Source organism: Alteromonas sp. RW2A1 (assembly GCF_001886475.1).
GTDB lineage: Bacteria > Pseudomonadota > Gammaproteobacteria > Enterobacterales > Alteromonadaceae > Alteromonas > Alteromonas hispanica.
Window position 1 is genome coordinate 397,287 of sequence record NZ_CP018031.1, and the last position, 18,645, is coordinate 415,931.

17 protein-coding genes and 2 rRNA genes are annotated in these 18,645 nt (G+C 45.0%); 16 read left to right on the plus strand and 3 right to left on the minus strand.

Annotated elements, in window-relative coordinates:
- Nucleotides 1-250: 250 nt before the first annotated feature.
- The 3 genes from BM528_RS01815 (at nucleotide 251) to BM528_RS01825 (ending at nucleotide 4,490) form a co-directional block, all read left to right on the plus strand.
- Nucleotides 251-3,143, plus strand: a 23S ribosomal RNA gene (locus tag BM528_RS01815).
- 308 nt (nucleotides 3,144-3,451) lie between these two features.
- Nucleotides 3,452-3,567: ribosomal RNA gene (gene rrf, locus BM528_RS01820) — 5S ribosomal RNA — on the plus strand.
- A 389-nt stretch (nucleotides 3,568-3,956) separates the two neighbouring features.
- Nucleotides 3,957-4,490, plus strand: coding sequence for a PH domain-containing protein (locus BM528_RS01825; RefSeq protein ID WP_071978411.1), 534 nt, complete (start codon nucleotides 3,957-3,959; stop codon nucleotides 4,488-4,490).
- A gap of 126 nt (nucleotides 4,491-4,616) precedes the next feature.
- Here BM528_RS01825 and gpmA read toward each other — a convergent pair whose 3' ends face one another.
- A complete protein-coding gene (gpmA, locus tag BM528_RS01830; RefSeq protein ID WP_071978412.1) occupies nucleotides 4,617-5,363 on the minus strand; it encodes a 2,3-diphosphoglycerate-dependent phosphoglycerate mutase in 747 nt (248 codons plus the stop codon).
- A 179-nt stretch (nucleotides 5,364-5,542) separates the two neighbouring features.
- Complete coding sequence (locus BM528_RS01835; RefSeq protein ID WP_071978413.1) at nucleotides 5,543-6,016, minus strand: cupin domain-containing protein; 474 nt, start codon at nucleotides 6,014-6,016, stop codon at nucleotides 5,543-5,545.
- A 315-nt stretch (nucleotides 6,017-6,331) separates the two neighbouring features.
- Here BM528_RS01835 and acnA point away from each other — a divergent pair, with 315 nt between their 5' ends.
- Nucleotides 6,332-9,049: an aconitate hydratase AcnA gene (gene acnA, locus BM528_RS01840; RefSeq protein WP_071978414.1), complete on the plus strand. Its 2,718-nt coding sequence runs from the start codon at nucleotides 6,332-6,334 to the stop codon at nucleotides 9,047-9,049.
- A gap of 80 nt (nucleotides 9,050-9,129) precedes the next feature.
- Here the strand turns inward: acnA and BM528_RS01845 are convergent, their stop codons facing one another.
- The gene (locus BM528_RS01845) at nucleotides 9,130-11,346 is read right to left on the minus strand and encodes a GspE/PulE family protein (RefSeq protein WP_071978415.1); all 2,217 of its coding nucleotides are present in this window, start codon (nucleotides 11,344-11,346) and stop codon (nucleotides 9,130-9,132) included.
- Between the two features lie 687 nt (nucleotides 11,347-12,033).
- Here BM528_RS01845 and rpsJ point away from each other — a divergent pair.
- The 12 genes from rpsJ (at nucleotide 12,034) to BM528_RS01905 (ending at nucleotide 18,448) form a co-directional block, all read left to right on the plus strand.
- The gene (gene rpsJ / locus BM528_RS01850; RefSeq protein WP_006012796.1) at nucleotides 12,034-12,345 is read left to right on the plus strand and encodes a 30S ribosomal protein S10; all 312 of its coding nucleotides are present in this window, start codon (nucleotides 12,034-12,036) and stop codon (nucleotides 12,343-12,345) included.
- Nucleotides 12,346-12,363: 18 nt separating this feature from the next.
- Nucleotides 12,364-13,002, plus strand: a complete 639-nt coding sequence (gene rplC / locus BM528_RS01855) for a 50S ribosomal protein L3 (protein ID WP_032095144.1) — start codon at nucleotides 12,364-12,366, stop codon at nucleotides 13,000-13,002.
- A gap of 18 nt (nucleotides 13,003-13,020) precedes the next feature.
- Complete coding sequence (gene rplD / locus BM528_RS01860; protein ID WP_071978416.1) at nucleotides 13,021-13,626, plus strand: 50S ribosomal protein L4; 606 nt, start codon at nucleotides 13,021-13,023, stop codon at nucleotides 13,624-13,626.
- Nucleotides 13,623-13,922: a 50S ribosomal protein L23 gene (rplW, locus tag BM528_RS01865; RefSeq protein WP_012516959.1), complete on the plus strand. Its 300-nt coding sequence runs from the start codon at nucleotides 13,623-13,625 to the stop codon at nucleotides 13,920-13,922. Before rplD ends, rplW begins: the two co-directional genes overlap by 4 nt.
- A gap of 14 nt (nucleotides 13,923-13,936) precedes the next feature.
- Nucleotides 13,937-14,761: a 50S ribosomal protein L2 gene (gene rplB / locus BM528_RS01870; RefSeq protein WP_071978417.1), complete on the plus strand. Its 825-nt coding sequence runs from the start codon at nucleotides 13,937-13,939 to the stop codon at nucleotides 14,759-14,761.
- 15 nt (nucleotides 14,762-14,776) lie between these two features.
- Nucleotides 14,777-15,052: a 30S ribosomal protein S19 gene (gene rpsS, locus BM528_RS01875; protein WP_012516961.1), complete on the plus strand. Its 276-nt coding sequence runs from the start codon at nucleotides 14,777-14,779 to the stop codon at nucleotides 15,050-15,052.
- 11 nt (nucleotides 15,053-15,063) lie between these two features.
- Nucleotides 15,064-15,396: a 50S ribosomal protein L22 gene (gene rplV, locus BM528_RS01880; RefSeq protein ID WP_032095147.1), complete on the plus strand. Its 333-nt coding sequence runs from the start codon at nucleotides 15,064-15,066 to the stop codon at nucleotides 15,394-15,396.
- A 9-nt stretch (nucleotides 15,397-15,405) separates the two neighbouring features.
- On the plus strand, nucleotides 15,406-16,110 hold the full coding sequence (rpsC, locus tag BM528_RS01885; RefSeq protein WP_071978418.1) for a 30S ribosomal protein S3: 705 nt from the start codon (nucleotides 15,406-15,408) through the stop codon (nucleotides 16,108-16,110).
- Between the two features lie 2 nt (nucleotides 16,111-16,112).
- The gene (gene rplP / locus BM528_RS01890) at nucleotides 16,113-16,523 is read left to right on the plus strand and encodes a 50S ribosomal protein L16 (RefSeq protein ID WP_032095149.1); all 411 of its coding nucleotides are present in this window, start codon (nucleotides 16,113-16,115) and stop codon (nucleotides 16,521-16,523) included.
- Nucleotides 16,523-16,714, plus strand: coding sequence for a 50S ribosomal protein L29 (gene rpmC, locus BM528_RS01895; protein ID WP_071978419.1), 192 nt, complete (start codon nucleotides 16,523-16,525; stop codon nucleotides 16,712-16,714). Before rplP ends, rpmC begins: the two co-directional genes overlap by 1 nt.
- On the plus strand, nucleotides 16,714-16,971 hold the full coding sequence (gene rpsQ / locus BM528_RS01900) for a 30S ribosomal protein S17 (protein ID WP_071978420.1): 258 nt from the start codon (nucleotides 16,714-16,716) through the stop codon (nucleotides 16,969-16,971). The genes rpmC and rpsQ overlap by 1 nt, the downstream gene beginning before the upstream one ends.
- 163 nt (nucleotides 16,972-17,134) lie before the next feature.
- On the plus strand, nucleotides 17,135-18,448 hold the full coding sequence (locus BM528_RS01905) for a 3-deoxy-D-manno-octulosonic acid transferase (RefSeq protein ID WP_071978421.1): 1,314 nt from the start codon (nucleotides 17,135-17,137) through the stop codon (nucleotides 18,446-18,448).
- The last annotated feature ends 197 nt before the right edge of the window (nucleotides 18,449-18,645 follow it).

The following is an 18,645-nucleotide window of genomic DNA, read 5'->3' on the forward strand; positions in this document are numbered from 1 at the left end:
CGTCATGATTTTGCACTATGTTCTTTAACAATTTGGAAAGCTGATATTAATAGTAATCAATCAAAATTGAGTAACTGAGAAGTCGAAAGACGTACTTTTTACTCTACTTGACTTGAATTGCTTGTTATCAACATTGATTGATAGCAAGGCAATTCTTCCGATTAGCTTGTCATGCATGCAACATTACCCTTGTCCGAATTCAAAAGGCGGACATGAGGCCGATACTCAAGGCTTTTTAGGGTTGTTGTATGGTTAAGTGACGAAGCGTATACGGTGGATGCCTTGGCAGTTAGAGGCGATGAAGGACGTGTAAGTCTGCGAAAAGCTGTGGTGAGCCGACAAAATGCATTTGAGCCACAGATGTCCGAATGGGGAAACCCACCTGTTTACAGGTATCGTTACATGAATACATAGTGTAACGAGGCGAACGAGGGGAACTGAAACATCTAAGTACCCTTAGGAAAAGAAATCAATTGAGATTCCCCTAGTAGCGGCGAGCGAACGGGGAGCAGCCCTTAAGCTGTTTAGTGTGTAGTGGAATCCTTTGGGAAGAGGAGCGATACAGGGTGATAGCCCCGTACACGTAGCGTGCTTTACAGTGAAATCGAGTAGGTCGGGACACGTGTTATCTTGACTGAATATGGGGGGACCATCCTCCAAGGCTAAATACTCCTAACTGACCGATAGTGAACCAGTACCGTGAGGGAAAGGCGAAAAGAACCCCTGTGAGGGGAGTGAAATAGAACCTGAAACCGTATACGTACAAGCAGTGGGAGCCCCAAGCAGGGTGCTTAGTGATGGGGTGACTGCGTACCTTTTGTATAATGGGTCAGCGACTTATATTTAGTAGCAAGGTTAAGCGAATAGCGGAGCCGTAGCGAAAGCGAGTGTTAACTGCGCGTTGAGTTGCTAGGTATAGACCCGAAACCCGGTGATCTAGCCATGGGCAGGTTGAAGGTTGAGTAACATCAACTGGAGGACCGAACCGACTGACGTTGAAAAGTCAGCGGATGACTTGTGGCTGGGGGTGAAAGGCCAATCAAACCGGGAGATAGCTGGTTCTCCCCGAAATCTATTTAGGTAGAGCCTCGGACGAATTCCATTGGGGGTAGAGCACTGTTAAGGCTAGGGGGTCATCCCGACTTACCAACCCTTTGCAAACTCCGAATACCAATGAGAACTATCCGGGAGACACACGGCGGGTGCTAACGTCCGTCGTGGAGAGGGAAACAACCCAGACCGCCAGCTAAGGTCCCAAAATATTGCTAAGTGGGAAACGATGTGGGAAGGCATAGACAGCTAGGAGGTTGGCTTAGAAGCAGCCACCCTTTAAAGAAAGCGTAATAGCTCACTAGTCGAGTCGGCCTGCGCGGAAGATGTAACGGGGCTAAGCAATATACCGAAGCTGCGGCAGCACAGTTTACTGTGCTGGGTAGGGGAGCGTTGTGTAAGTGGATGAAGGTGAGTTGTAAAGCTTGCTGGACATATCACAAGTGCGAATGCTGACATGAGTAACGATAATGGGAGTGAAAAACTCCCACGCCGGAAGACCAAGGTTTCCTGTCCCATGCTAATCAGGGCAGGGTAAGTCGGCCCCTAAGGCGAGGCAGAAATGCGTAGTCGATGGGAAACGGATTAATATTTCCGTACTTATATAATCAGTGATGGAGGGACGGAGAAGGCTAGGCAAGCTTGGCGTTGGTTGTCCAAGTGAAAGCGAGTAGGCCGAGAACTTAGGTAAATCCGGGTTCTTAAAGCTGAGACGCGAGACGAGCTCCCAAGGGAGTGAAGTTGTTGATGCCCTGCTTCCAGGAAAAGCTTCTAAACTTATGATTATATGAACCGTACCCCAAACCGACACAGGTGGTCAGGTAGAGAATACTAAGGCGCTTGAGAGAACTCGGGTGAAGGAACTCGGCAAAATTGTACCGTAACTTCGGGAGAAGGTACGCCTCTGTTTGTGAACACTTCGCGTGGTAAGCAAATGGAGGCCGCAGTGACCAGGTGGCTGGGACTGTTTATTAAAAACACAGCACTCTGCAAACTCGTAAGAGGACGTATAGGGTGTGACACCTGCCCGGTGCCGGAAGGTTAATTGATGGGGTTAGCGTAAGCGAAGCTCTTGATCGAAGCCCCGGTAAACGGCGGCCGTAACTATAACGGTCCTAAGGTAGCGAAATTCCTTGTCGGGTAAGTTCCGACCTGCACGAATGGTGTAACCATGGCCACGCTGTCTCCACCCGAGACTCAGTGAAATTGAAATCGCAGTGAAGATGCTGTGTACCCGCACCTAGACGGAAAGACCCCGTGAACCTTTACTACAGCTTGGCACTGAACATTGAACCTACATGTGTAGGATAGGTGGGAGGCTTCGAAGCACAGTCGCTAGATTGTGTGGAGCCGTCCTTGAAATACCACCCTTGTATGTTTGATGTTCTAACATTGGTCCCTTATCGGGATTGTGGACAGTGTCTGGTGGGTAGTTTGACTGGGGCGGTCTCCTCCCAAATAGTAACGGAGGAGCACGAAGGTTAGCTAATCACGGTCGGACATCGTGAGGTTAGTGCAATGGCATAAGCTAGCTTAACTGCGAGACAGACACGTCGAGCAGGTACGAAAGTAGGTCATAGTGATCCGGTGGTTCTGTATGGAAGGGCCATCGCTCAACGGATAAAAGGTACTCCGGGGATAACAGGCTGATACCGCCCAAGAGTTCATATCGACGGCGGTGTTTGGCACCTCGATGTCGGCTCATCACATCCTGGGGCTGAAGTCGGTCCCAAGGGTATGGCTGTTCGCCATTTAAAGTGGTACGCGAGCTGGGTTTAGAACGTCGTGAGACAGTTCGGTCCCTATCTGGTGTGGGCGTTGGATGATTGATGGGAGCTGCTCCTAGTACGAGAGGACCGGAGTGGACGAACCGCTGGTGTTCGGGTTGTCATGCCAATGGCATTGCCCGGTAGCTACGTTCGGAACGGATAACCGCTGAAAGCATCTAAGCGGGAAGCCGGCCCAGAGATGAGTCATCCCTGACCTTTAAGGTCTGGAAGGGTTGTTATAGACGATGACGTTGATAGGCAGGGTGTGGAAGCGTTGTAAGGCGTTAAGCTAACCTGTACTAATTGCCCGAGAGGCTTAACCATACAACAACGCCTAAAAGGCTTCGAAGAGAAGTTGGCGTTGTAAGCAAATGATAAGCAAATCGATAGGATGTGACAAACAACAATATGTACTGTTGGTCCTCCTTGCGCAAAAGTCATGATAAAAAGCAATCATGATTTTGCACGACAAATAGAGTAAAAAGTAGTTACTCACTGATTGAATTAATATTATCTTTCCGATTTGTTAGTTATTAAGCAACGATGATTAAATAGACTCTAAAGAGTACTGTTAGTCCTCCTTGCGCAGAAGTCACGACAAAAAGCATCGTGATTCTGCACTAAAAGTTTTTCCTGGCAGCCATAGCGATACGGTACCACCTGATTCCATTCCGAACTCAGAAGTGAAACGTATTAGCGCCGATGGTAGTGTGGGGTTTCCCCATGTGAGAGTAGGACACTGCCAGGTCCCATTAAAGAAACCCGCCTAACGGCGGGTTTTTTGCTTTCTGGACCAGAAAAAAAATAATGGAGTCAGTGTACATTAATCCCATTACTCTCCCAGCAACACCTTAAAAAAGGGTCAAAGTACTTTATTCCCCACCGTACAAACACACATCAAAATGGGGTCAGTGTACTTTTTTGAACGGGTGGTTTTAACAGCACAACAACGCACCCTAACTTCGTTGTTTACAGTGTAGGAATGTACTCTGACCCCATTATTTTTGTGTTGTCAGTATTTCTAGACATTCTTATTCGATAAAAGCCTTAATAGAATCGACTTACTTTTAGCAATGTGCAGGTTTTTTGGTAAACTCTTGCGAATAATATTTTAGTCGAAGTAAATAGGACGAACTAATGGCAGAGCGAATTATTTTAGAAGCCACATTTAATCCGGCGGTGAAGCGTTACTGGCTTGTAAGCCTTTTGCTGTTTTCGACATTAATAGTGATTGGCATACCCTTTCTTATTATATCAATCCCTTTATTTTTAGTGATAAGCAATAGAACGTTGGCTGCAATGTCGGCAACGATCACAGAACGCAAACTTGTTGTTAAAAGAGGGATATTTCATAAAGAAGAAAAGTCTATACCCTTGGAAAAGATTACAGATGTAGCTATGGTTCAAGGGCCCTTAATGCGTGTTTTTAACCTTTACAGGCTGTCATTTGAAACGGCTGGACAGTCAGCCCAAGGCGCGCTCGTTTCCCTTCTTGGTATTGATGACGCCGCTAATTTTCGAGAAACAATACTATCGCAAAAAGATGCGATATCGGTTACAGGAACTTCTACTAGCGGCCAGTCTGAAGATAAGCAATCTGAAATGTCAGTTCTTATAGATAGCGTAAAGCGCATTGAAGGTTTGTTGGAAGCCTTGCTAAAGGAAAAGTAGTTTCTAAAACTCCCCCAGCGTGTGTTTGTATATTTAGAATATGACTAGCAGAAAAAAGACCCTTACTGATTACTATGAATTAGAAAGGGTCTTTTTACATCGATTCAAAACCGGTGAGTAACTCTATTACTTAGCTTTACCTTGTTTCGCCACGGCATCCATCATTGCTTTAATTGCTTCTGGATCTCCTAAGTAGTCTTTTGAAATAGGTTTTAGATTCTTATCAAGTTCGTAAACCAAAGGCACGCCCGTTGGTATATTGAGGCCGAGTACCTCTTCATCAGACATACCGTCTAAGTATTTCACCAAAGCACGTAAACTATTGCCGTGCGCTGCAATGATCACACGTTTGCCATCTTGAATTTGCGGACGAATTACATCGTGCCAATATGGCAATACGCGCTCTATGGTAAGCTTAAGACTCTCACCGCGAGGTAGAATGTCAGCATCAACATTATTATAGCGACGATCGTGACCAGGAAAATGCTCACTTTCAGTTTCTACTGCTGGCGGTGGAATATCGAAACTACGACGCCATACTTTAACTTGCTCTTCACCATGCTTGGCAGCAGTTTCTGCCTTATCTAGGCCAGTAAGTGCGCCATAGTGACGCTCATTTAAACGCCAGTGACGCTCAACGGGTAGGTAGTGCTGTCCCATTTCTTCAAGCGCAATATTAAGTGTTTTAATAGCGCGAAGTAATACAGACGTGTAAGCCTGATCAAATTCAAATCCTGCGTCTTTTAACATTTTACCAGCGTTCTTTGCTTGTGCTACGCCAGTATCAGTCAAATCAACGTCATGCCAACCAGTGAAACGATTTTCCAAGTTCCACTGACTCTCTCCGTGACGAATAAGTACCAATTTATACATAGTTGGGTTACCTGCGGGGTTGAGTAAAAAAGCCTGCCCGTCTGTTTTAGAATAGACGTGCAGACGTATATTGAAGTTGCATATTATCATCCTTGATACGTAACAAAAAATCCAGCGCTAACCCCCATAAAATCAAAGGTAAGACCAACCTTTGTACAATCAGCTTCGTCACTTTGAGCCTATATAAATTTACTCATACCTGAATGATGATCGTTTAGCCATTTGACTGTGGAAGGGTCTTCAATAAAGCTGAAGTCTTCAAAGTCAAAACCTGGTGCTACGGTACAGCCTACTAAGCTGTAATCTCCGGTGCTGTAAGCGGCTTGATAATGACCCGCCGGTACAATGTGTACATAGCCATTTTCTGAGTTGCCTATGATTTTTTTTGAAAGCCCGTTTTGTGCAAGTGTGTCAGTTTCAAACTGAATTAATTGCAATGGTGCGCCTTCATAATGATTCCATACTTCGTCGTGCAACACACGATGAAACCGACTCACTTGCCCTTTTAAAAGTAAGAAGTAGATGTGTGTTAGTGCAGGTCTACTTTTGCCATGAACGTGCGAAGCTGTAATGTCTGAAGAACGATATATTTGCTTGTAATAACCACCCTCAGGATGTGGCATTAGCCCATATTTTTGAATAAGTGTATGCATTCGCTAAACTCTATATAAAGCGCGTTGAGTTAACGCAGGTGTTTTAAGCATATTTGGGTACTCATATCGTTAAAAGGTAATGATGTTTTGGTTTTAATTCAAAAATAAAGGGTGGGGACACGCTTTCGAAGCGGTGTGTGTTAGCTAAGCGGACAAAAACTTAGCAGTTACATGAACTTTTTTTCATGTATTTTCCGTATAAGAACATAGCAGCTGAACGTTTAGGTGTATACGCTGCACTATAGGTCTTTCCTACAGTCCTTTCGTTCAGCGAATGATATAAATTTCGAACAGGCAAAAAAGGATAGTGACCATATGACTTATAAGTCTTTTTCAGACCTTGAAGTAAAGGGTAAAACTTTCAAGGCTATTAACCTCGATCGTATAAACGAAAAATATCCCCTAGATCGCCTTCCGTTTTGTATTAAGGTACTTTTAGAAAACCTCGTTCGTCACGAAGATAAAGAATTCGTCTCTAGTGAAGATATAGAGCACGTAGCCAAATGGGACACCTCGAATAATGAAGAGCTTGAAGTCTCTTTCGTTCCAGCCCGCGTTATTTTACAAGATTTTACAGGTGTTCCAGCCATTGTCGATTTGGCTGCAATGCGTGACGCCGTTGACCGTCTTGGTGGAGATGCGCAAGCTATCAACCCACTCAACCCTGTAGAGCTGGTTATCGATCATTCTGTAATGGTTGATCATTTCGCCGAAGAGAATGCCTTACAGAAAAACACAGACATTGAAATTGAAAGAAATAGAGAGCGTTACCAGTTTTTAAAATGGGGACAGTCTAGCTTCGATAACTTTAAGGTGGTTCCTCCCGGTCGCGGTATTGTTCACCAAGTTAACCTTGAATACTTAGCGCGCTGTGCGTTTATCAAAGAGACTGAAGACGGAAACTTTGTCTACCCAGATACGCTTGTTGGTACAGATTCGCATACCACAATGATAAATGGCTTAGGCGTATTGGGATGGGGTGTTGGCGGAATTGAGGCCGAGGCGGCTATGCTTGGTCAGCCTGTCACCATGCTACTTCCTAACGTGGTAGGCTTTAAGCTAGACGGTAGGCTACCCGCTGGCGTTACCGCAACAGACATGGTACTCACTATTACCCAACAGCTTAGAGCCCATGGTGTAGTAGGAAAGTTCGTCGAATTTTTTGGGCCAGGCTTAAAATATCTTACCACTGCAGATAGAGCTACCATTGCTAATATGGCACCAGAATACGGCGCCACATGCGGTATCTTCCCTATAGATGACGTCGCGCTAGATTATTTACGTTTAACGGGTCGTGACGAAGCGCAAATAGAGCTGGTAGAGAAGTACGCTAAATACAGCAACTTATGGCATGACGATCATTCGAAGGATGCTGAATACCACGAGACGCTTGAACTAAATTTAAACGACGTGGTTCCCTCTATTGCCGGCCCTAAACGTCCGCAAGATAGAATTGCTCTAGATAAAGCCGCAGAAGCATTCAATGAATGGCATCGTTCTCAAATAGACGTAAAAGTGCTGGATGAAGAAACAGAGTTCGTCGCTGAAGGCGGTCTAGTCGGTGGTAGCGATGTTGACGAAGCGCACGACTCATTCGTTAACTTTAGAGACAACAAATTCAATTTAGAAGATGGTGCAATAGTCATTGCTGCTATTACTAGCTGTACTAACACCTCTAACCCATCTGTGCTTGTTGCTGCAGGACTGCTTGCGCAAAAGGCGGTTGAAAAGGGCTTAACCAGTAAACCGTGGGTGAAAACCTCGTTAGCACCAGGTTCGCAAGTAGTCACCCAGTATCTCGAAGATGCTAATTTAATGAAGCCCCTTGAAGCCTTAGGTTTTAATTTGGTGGGCTATGGTTGTACTACCTGTATTGGTAATTCGGGGCCGCTTCCAGACCCCATTACCGACGCGATAAGAAAAGCGAAACTTACGGTAACGTCGGTACTTTCAGGTAATCGTAATTTTGAAGGGCGAATTCATCCCGATGTTGCCGCAAACTATCTAGCATCGCCTCCTTTGGTAGTGGCTTACGCACTCGCAGGCAATATGAATGCGGATATTTCTAAAGAGCCATTAGGCATGTCAAAAGACGGCGAGCCAGTTTACTTAAAAGATCTTTGGCCTTCAGAGGAAGAGATTCAAAAGTATATTTCCGAAAATGTGACCGGTAAGCTATTTAAAGAAAAGTATGCTGACGTGTTTAAAGGCAACGGTGAATGGAACGAGTTAAGTGTGAGTGAAACATCAGTTTACGACTGGCCTGATTCAACTTATATCAAACATCCACCATTTTTTGAGGTGATGGAGAAAGAGCCTGCTGCGCTTCAGTCAATTGATAATGCACGTTGTCTTGTAAAAGTAGGTGACTCGATTACTACAGACCATATTTCGCCGGCAGGTGCCATTGCACCAGACAGTCCTGCGGGAGAATACTTGCAAGCTCAAGGCGTCGATCCCAAAGATTTTAATTCTTACGGATCACGTAGGGGTAACCACGAGGTAATGATGCGGGGTACGTTTGCCAATGTACGCTTGCAAAACCAGCTTGCGCCCGGGACCAAGGGAAGTGCAACCACTCACTATCCAAGTGGTGACAGCATGTCGATATTCCATGCCGCCATGCGATACAAAGATGACGGCGTACCAGCCGTAGTCATAGGCGGTAAAGAATATGGAACAGGCTCAAGTAGAGACTGGGCTGCGAAGGGGCCTTCTTTGATGGGCGTGAAAGCCGTATTAGCCGAAAGCTACGAACGGATACATCGCTCAAACCTAATCGGTATGGGAATTTTACCTCTTCAGTTTAAAAAGGGAGATTCGGCATCATCGCGTGATATCAAGGGTAACGAGTCCTTCTCAATTGGTGGCGTAGAGCGTGGACAAAAAGAAGTGAGCGTTACCATGACCACTGACGATGGTGAATCAAAAGAATTTACCATGGATATTAGAATTGATACGTCTAACGAATTTACGTATTTTGAAAATGGCGGAATCTTACATTACGTCATTCGAGAATATCTTCGTAAGTAGAGTTGTCAGGTATATAAAGTAGAGTTAAAAACGCCCCTTGGTGAATAAATCACGAAGGGGCGTTTTATTTTTAGCGTAGTTTAATCTCCACTGACTATTTGAACTTGCGCTAAATCAGTGTCGCCTTTTATCACTTTGAATATAGCGTCTTGAACCAAGGTGCGCATTCCATCGTCCGTAGCCTGCTTCTTCATTTGAGCTACACTTGACTCTTTATACACTAACGAGCGCAGTTCTGGTGTCATACCCAGTAATTCATGCACACCGGTTCTACCTTTATAGCCGGTATTACCGCACTCTGAGCACCCTTTCGCTTTATAAAGCTCTGGAATACCAGATAGGTTTAGCTCGTGCATGTGCTCTTTGCCGTACTGGCGTTCAATAAACGCCATATCCTTTTCAGTCGCTACGTATTTCTCTTTACACTTACCGCACAATGTACGAATAAGACGCTGAGCAAGTATTCCTACACAGGCATCTGAAAAGTTAACTGGGTCTAACCCTAAATCAAGTAAACGAGTAATGGTTTCAGGTGCTGAGTTGGTATGCAGCGTAGACAATACTAAGTGACCTGTTAGTGAGGCCTCAATACCCGCATGGGCAGTCTCTTTATCACGCATCTCACCAATAAGAATAATATCGGGGTCTGCACGTAAGAAAGCGCGAAGAGCATTGGCAAAGGTAAATCCAATTTTTGGGCTCACTTGAACTTGCTGTAAACCTGGCTGGGTAATCTCTACGGGATCTTCAGCAGTCCATATCTTTTTCTCAGGTGTGTTCAAATACCCAAGTATGGCGTGTAGTGTTGTGGTTTTACCCGAGCCTGTTGGCCCAACAACAAGAAGAATGCCGTGAGGCTTTTTAATCATATCTTCAAGGCGAGCCCGGTTGTTGGGAGCCAAGTTCATTTTTTCTATGGGCATGGCTCCACCAGAGGCCAATATCCTCATTACTACGCCTTCGCCTGCAACGGTTGGAATAGTGGCTACGCGAACCTCTACAAGTTGGCCGTTCATTCTAAATGCCAGCTTACCGTCTTGCGGAACACGTTTTTCGGCGATATTTAAATTCGACATAATCTTTATACGCGCTATCACTGCGTTATGGTGCGAGTGAGGAACTTGGTTCATGTCTCTACACACACCGTCTACACGCATACGAACACGGGTAGGCGCATTTTTCTCGGGATCTATGTGAATATCTGAGGCATTAAGACGCTTGGCATCGTGCAATACACGGCTTACTAAACGAACTACCGCAGGTGCATCATCGGATAACTCATCAAATTGGTCTTCTTTTTCGTCGCTAGAGGTACCAATTTCATCCAGTATTTCACTCATCTCGCCAGGGCCACCGCCCCCGCTGTTTTCACCGAGATATTGCAAGACTAAGCTAGGTAAGCTAACCGCAATTTCATAACTCTCAATGCCCATTGCACTCTCTATTTCCATTAGAAGTGCTGCGTTGTTAGGTTCGGCCATCAATACGATAGGCTTTTCGTGAGCATCTGCTATAACTGCAACATAGTTACGCTTTAAATAGGAAACATTGAGCTTACTTTCATTTTCAAAGCGGTGGTATTTATCTGGCAAATAGGGAATAAAAGGGACTTGGTAGTGAATTGATAAAGAGTTACCAATCTCTTCTTCTGAAATACGGTGCTCAGAAACAAGACGTTGAACAAGGGCTCGTATATCTGGTGTCGAAAGCTTTATTTCTTCGAGGGTGTTTTCATCGATAAGACTTTTGTGAACTAATAGATCGAATGGGTTATTGGTGCCCCCTAATTCAAAACGAAATTTGTCACCCAGTATTAAAGCGAGCGCGTTACCCAGTTTAAGATCATCTTCGGAGAAGGCACTTTCTACCTTATTGATAATCTGGATTACACCCATTAGCACTCCGGCATTCATTATAGGGACACAGAGAATATTTAAGGTTTTGAAGTCACTGTCTTTATCGAATTTGCCAGCAAACCTGAGTCGAGGGTGAATACTTTGAAGCATGGTTGTGTTGTAAGGGTCGTCAATAACAACAGGCTTCTGAGAAAGTGCAACGTACCCTGCAATAGACATTGGACTGATAGGCACTTTAATTTCTTGTGTTTCTTTCCCAGTTTTAAAACGGGCAACCAAGTCTTGGTGCTGGCGCCTGCGCTGAAAAATACTCATGCGCTGAGCACCAAACAGTTCTAAGATAATAGGCTCTAACAAACCATAAGCATCGAGCAGCGTAGAATGGTTATTCAGAATACGCCTGATTTGAGAGAACGTTTGTTGATTATTGACTACTTCCATATTCCCACTACTTTGCGGAGTAAGACCTTTTGTCTCATTCCTTTAATAAAAATTCCCGGGCGCGACCTTAAGCAAAGCCAACAAAGCCAGTTTTAAGAACAACGGTATAAACGGCTGGACCTTACGGTTTGCGTTTGCATACTTGCGCACAAAAGACTTACAGACACGTTTAACTTTAGTTTAACAATGTTACCTGTTTATCGCACCTAGGCAGACGATCGTAAATTACACCAAGCGCTGCGTTTCGCTATGTTATCAGCAACAATATACATTTACGTCAGGTGGGGCAATAAGTCTACTTTGAATATAAAACTTTGAACTAATGACTTAGCAACAAAATAGCAAAGACGTAAAATAATCATTAGGGTTGAGGAACCTCACTGAATTCAAATTTTATGCGCTAAATATAGAACAAAAAGCAATCTAGTAGTTGCATTACCTCAACGCTTCTGTATAATTCGCGCCCACTGCCTGAATAGGGCATTGATTTTTTAGCCGCAACCACACTGCTTTTAGGGTGGCTGCCGACGTAAGAGATTTGTCTTTACCGACCAAGCTATTACAAGCGTGCTAAAAATAAGAACAGGGTTCCAATTGGGAACCATCGGTTTACGCACATCCTTTCTTTCTGAACAAAATAGAAAAGAAGGGGTGAATTTTTTTGTTCTTTCGATTGGAGCTTAATCGATGCCAAATCAAAGAATTCGTATTCGTTTGAAAGCGTTTGATCACAAGTTGATCGATCAGTCTACGGCTGAAATCGTTGAAACGGCGAAACGTACTGGTGCTCAGGTCAGCGGTCCAATTCCACTGCCTACTCGCAAAGAACGCTATACGGTATTGACATCTCCTCACGTAAATAAAGATGCACGTGACCAATATGAGATTCGTACTCACAAGCGTTTGGTAGACATCATCGAGCCAACTGATAAAACAGTTGACGCGTTGATGCGTTTGGACTTGGCTGCTGGTGTTGATGTTCAAATCAGCCTGGGCTAACAAGAGAGGGTTATAACAATGGCGATTGGTCTAATCGGTCGTAAAGTGGGTATGACTCGCATCTTCACTGAAGATGGCACGTCAATCCCTGTGACTGTTATTGAAGCGACCCCAAACCGTGTTACTCAGTTACGTACTGAAGAAACAGACGGTTATCGCGCTCTTCAGGTTACTGCTGGAACTAAGAAAGCTAACCGCGTCAACAAAGCCGAAGCAGGTCACTTTGCTAAAGCTGGTGTTGAAGCTGGTCGCACTCTAGCAGAATTCCGCCTAGAAGATAACGAAGGTAACGATATTGAAGTCGGCGGTGAAATCACTGTTGAAATCTTTAACGATACCAAAAAGATTGATGTCACTGGTACATCAAAAGGTAAAGGTTTTGCTGGCGCGATCAAACGTTGGAACTTTAGTTCTCAGCGTATGACTCACGGTAACTCTTTGTCTCACCGTGCTCCTGGTTCAATTGGCCAAAACCAATCACCAGGTAAAGTTTTCAAAGGCAAGAAAATGGCTGGTCAGCTTGGTAACAAGCAAGTGACTACGCAGTCTTTGGAAGTTGTACGTGTTGACGTAGAGAACGGCCTTATCCTTGTTAAAGGTGCCGTACCTGGCGCAACTGGTAATGACGTTATCGTCAAGCCAGCTGTTAAAGCGTAACGTCTGGGGAGTGAACTGATGGAATTAACATTGAAAGACGCGCAAAGCGCTCTTGAAGTATCCGAAGCGACCTTTGGACGTGAATTCAACGAAGCCTTGGTACACCAAGTCGTTGTAGCTTACGGTGCAGGCGCGCGTCAGGGTACAAAAGCGCAGAAAACTCGCGCTGAAGTTCGTGGTGGCGGTAAGAAGCCATGGCGTCAAAAAGGTACTGGCCGAGCTCGTGCTGGTACAATCCGTAGCCCAATTTGGGTTGGCGGTGGCCGTGCTTTCGCAGCTAAGCCTCGTGACTTCGAACAAAAAGTTAACAAGAAAATGTATCGCGGTGCGATTAAGAGCATTTTGTCAGAACTAATTCGCCAAGATCGTTTGATCGTGGTTGAAAAGTTCGGTGTTGAAGCACCTAAGACAAAAGAACTTATTTCTGCACTTAACGAATATGAACTAAATGATGTTCTTATCGTTACTCCTGAAGTAGATGAAAACTTGTTCTTAGCGGCTCGTAACTTATATAAAGTTGACGTACGCGACGTAGCAGGCATTGACCCAGTGAGCTTGATTGCATTCGAAAAAGTGCTAATTACTGCTGATGCGGTTAAACAACTTGAGGAGGCGTTAGCATGAAAGAAGAACGTCTACTGAAGGTGCTAGTAGCACCTCACGTTTCAGAAAAGTCTACAATGGCTGCTGAAGCGAACAACACAGTTGTATTTAAAGTAGCCAAAGACGCGAATAAAGCCGAAATTAAAGCTGCAGTTGAAAAACTGTTTGAAGTTGAAGTTGAAGGTGTTCGCACAGTGAACGTTAAAGGTAAAACTAAACGTCACGGTATGTCTTTCGGTAAACGCAGCGACTGGAAAAAGGCCTACGTGGTTCTTAAAGAAGGTCAGGACATCGACTTTGTCGGTGGCGCTGAGTAAGAAGGGGATTAGAAATGCCATTATTGAAAGCTAAGCCAACTTCTGCCGGTCGTCGTCACGTTGTTCAGGTTACTAACCCTGACCTGCACAAAGGTGCACCGTACGCACCTTTGCTAGAAAAGAACAGCAAATCTGGCGGTCGTAACAACCATGGTCGTATTACAACTCGTCACATTGGTGGTGGTCATAAGCAACACTATCGTGTGATTGACTTTAAACGCAACAAAGATGGCATTCCAGCCAAAGTTGAGCGTTTAGAATACGATCCAAACCGTTCTGCTAACATTGCTCTAGTATTGTACGCAGATGGTGAACGTCGTTACATTCTGGCTCCAAAAGGTATGAGAGCTGGTGATGCAATCCAGTCTGGTTCGGGTGCTCCGATCAAGTCTGGTAACACATTGCCTATGCGTAACATTCCTGTTGGTAGTGTTGTACACGCAATTGAAATGAAGCCTGGTAAAGGTGCACAAATCGCACGCTCTGCTGGCGCTTACGCTCAGATCTTAGCACGTGACACTAACTACGTTACTCTACGTCTTCGCTCTGGCGAAATGCGTAAGGTATTATCTGATTGCCGCGCCACTATTGGTGAAGTTGGTAATGCAGAACACATGCTTCGTTCATTGGGTAAAGCTGGTGCAACGCGCTGGCGTGGTATCCGTCCTACCGTTCGTGGTGTTGCCATGAACCCGGTTGATCACCCACACGGTGGTGGTGAAGGACGCACGTCGGGTGGTCGTCATCCAGTATCTCCTTGGGGTGTTCCTACTAAAGGTAAGAAAACCCGAAGCAACAAGCGTACCGATAAACTTATCGTACGTCGTCGTAACAAGTAATAGCGAGGATTCACCATGCCACGTTCTCTCAAGAAAGGTCCATTTATCGACCTTCACTTGCTGAAGAAGGTAGAGGCTGCAGTGGAAAAGAACGAACGTAAACCAATTAAGACTTGGTCTCGTCGTTCCATGATCATCCCAGATATGATTGGGTTGACCATTGCGGTCCATAACGGTCGACAACATGTACCTGTCATTATTAGTGACGAAATGGTCGGCCACAAGTTGGGCGAATTTGCGCCAACGCGTACTTACCGCGGCCATGTCGCGGATAAGAAAGCTAAACGTTAAGGGGTAGGAAGATGGAAGCATTAGCTAAACACCGTTTTGCCCGCACGTCGGCTCAAAAGGCACGCTTGGTTGCGGATCAGGTTCGCGGTTTACACGTAGAGAAAGCTCTTGAAGTTCTTACGTACAGCCCGAAGAAAAGCGCAGCGCTAGTAAAGAAAGTTTTGGAGTCTGCGATTGCTAACGCAGAGCACAACGAAGGCGCGGATATCGACGAGCTTGTCGTAGCCAAAATCTTTGTTGACGAAGGTCCAACTATGAAGCGAATCAAAACACGCGCCAAAGGCCGTGCTGATCGCATCTTCAAGCGCAGCAGTCACATCACTGTGGTTGTAGCGGATAACTAGGAGTAGATAATGGGACAGAAGGTACATCCTACAGGTATACGCCTGGGTATCAGTAAACCATGGACTTCTACCTGGTACGCTAATACTGCAGACTATGCGGACAACCTGTATAACGATCATCAGGTACGTCAGTATCTGACTAAGCAACTTAAGAACGCTTCACTTTCTAAAATCGTGATCGAGCGTCCTGCTAAGAGCATCCGTGTGACTATTCACACAGCTCGTCCAGGCGTGGTTATCGGTAAGAAAGGTGAAGACGTAGAAAAGTTGCGTAACTATGTGTCTAAGCTAGCCGGTGTGCCAGCTCAGATTAATATCGCTGAAGTACGTAAGCCAGAGCTAGATGGTCAGTTAGTCGCTGACAGCATTTCTAGCCAGCTAGAGCGTCGTGTTATGTTCCGTCGCGCTATGAAGCGTGCGGTACAAAATGCAATGCGTCTAGGCGCTAAAGGTATTAAAGTTGAAGTTAGCGGCCGTTTAGGCGGAGCAGAAATTGCTCGTTCTGAATGGTATCGTGAAGGTCGCGTTCCTCTGCACACTTTCCGTGCAGATATCGATTACGCAACCTCAGAAGCATCAACTACTTACGGCATCATCGGCGTTAAGGTATGGATCTTCAAGGGTGAGGTTCTAGGTGGACTACCTACAGCTCAAGAGCAACAACCAGCTGCTCAACCTAAGAAGAAAGGCCGCAACGCTAAGCGAGAGGGCTAATCATGTTACAACCAAAACGCATGAAGTTCCGTAAGATGCACAAAGGCCGCAACCGCGGCATGGCTGCGGGAAGCACTGTAGCCTTTGGTACTTACGGCCTTAAAGCGACAGGCCGCGGTCGTATGACTGCGCGTCAAATCGAAGCAGCGCGTCGTGCTATGACTCGTCACGTTAAGCGTCAAGGTAAAATTTGGATTCGAGTTTTCCCTGACAAGCCAATTACTGAGAAGCCTCTTGAAGTGCGTCAAGGTAAAGGTAAAGGTAACGTTGAGTACTGGGTATGCCAAATTCAGCCTGGTCGTGTTCTTTATGAGATGGAAGGTGTTCCTGAAAATCTTGCACGCGAAGCGTTTGAATTGGCAGCGGCTAAACTGCCATTTAAAACAACCTTTGTAACTCGGACGGTGATGTAATGAAAGCGACTGAACTGAAAGAAAAAAGCGTAGAAGAGCTGAACGCAGAGTTGATTAACCTGCTACGCGAACAGTTCAACCTGCGCATGCAGCACTCAACAGGCCAGCTTGAAAAAACTGACCAGTTGAAAAAAGTACGTCGTAACATCGCGCGTGTTAAAACCATTCTGACTCAAAAGGCTGATGCGTAATGACTGAGCAAAAAATTCGTACAGTGCAAGGTCGTGTGGTTAGCAACAAGATGGATAAAACCATTACTGTTGTAGTTGAACGTTTTGTTAAGCACCCTATCTATGGGAAGTTCATCAAGCGCTCTACTAAGCTTCACGCCCACGACGAAAGTAATGTATGCAATAAAGGCGACGTAGTAACAGTACGTGAATGTCGTCCACTATCTAAGAACAAAACTTGGATGCTTGTAGACGTTATTGAAAAAGCAGGCGTTTAATCGTTCTCTTTTTTAGTCTCTAAAAAAGCCGCTCTTGAGCGGCTTTTTTGTTTTTTGGCGCTGATAGAAACTCTTTAAACGAGTATACTCACCTACCATATACCTTATGGTTAACACATAACGTGTTAGCTATTCTCATTGTATTAAGGACCAAGGATACATTATGTCTGCTGACCAGCGAGACAGTGTAAAACCCACTCTCATCGATGAACTATGTCGCTATTTGTATTCGCTCGTTCTTCTTTTACTCATACCTCTGGTTTTATTCAAACTCGCGGGAAAGAAAAATAGTCAAGGTGCGGACAATTCTCACGGGCATTTTGAGCGCTTTGGTATGGTACCTGCGCCTCGTCAAAAGAATGGCTATTTATTCCATTGTGTCTCAGTCGGCGAAGTCGTAGCGGCGTCCTGCGTTATAAAGCAATTACTTGTAGCAGAACCTAACACAAGCATAACGGTGACCACTACAACCGCTACAGGCTCTGCTCGAGTGCGGGATATCTTCGGCGACAAGGTCAATCATTTCTATTTACCGTTTGACTTGCCAATCTTCATGTTACTGATGTTACGGCGTGTACAACCAAAGGCTATGCTTATCACTGAAGTTGAGTTATGGCCCAATCTAATACATACATGTTGGAAGCAAAACATCCCGGTTATCGTGATAAACGCGCGAATGACGAGTAGATCTGCAGTTCGATATAAAAAAATAGGTAAGCTATTTAAACCTCTACTGCTCAAAATCAGTCACGTTTGTGCTCAAGGGCAAGATGACTACCGGAATTACCTCTCTCTAGGGCTTTCTTCAAACAAGCTAACGCTGACAAATAATATTAAGTTCGATCAAGCAGCGTCGGTAAATCAGAATATCAAAGGGTTCATGAAGCTAGAACAGCATGATGGCCCCGTATTGGTGGCGGGAAGTACCCATGCACCCGAAGAATCTCAAATATTAGAAGCCGCTGCCATATTGTGGAACGTGCATCCGAATTTGAAAGTGGTGATTGTGCCCAGACACCCAGAGCGGTTTGATGAAGTAGCAGAGCTGTTAACGACAAAAAACATACCTTTTACTCGTAGTTCAGTCGGGACAAATTCGCACGCTGGCGTGAGCGTTGTGCTACTTGATGAGATGGGCAAACTCAATGATGCTTATTCTGTGGCTACACTAGCTTTCGTTGGAGGTTCTATTGCACAAAAGGGCGGACATAATGCGCTTGAGCCTGCCGCATTTTCCTTGCCCATTCTAATGGGGCCTAACGTTTATAATAACCCTGTAATCTGCGACTATTTAGTAGAACGAGGGGCACTAACGATTATTCATGATGCAGTGAGTATTGCCGAGGCGTGCAATACTTTTTTATCTTCAGATCAGCTTTGCAAAAAAGCAGGAAGAGCTGCAGGCTTGGTGCTCGAAGAAAACAGTGGGGCGCTTGATAAGACCATTGAGTGTATAGCAGGATTTACTGAACGGTAATGTGAGTAAAACACTCAGCCTACTCTTTGATACCTTATACTTTTGGCTAATAATCGAACCCCGAAACTGTGCGCTCCTGCACAGAATTGGGACGTTGTATGATTCGCCATACTCTTAAATTACATTAAATTTTATGTAACCGCATGAAAATAAAAAGAATATTAAAAGTGGTTCGACCTTTGCTATAAGACGGTAGA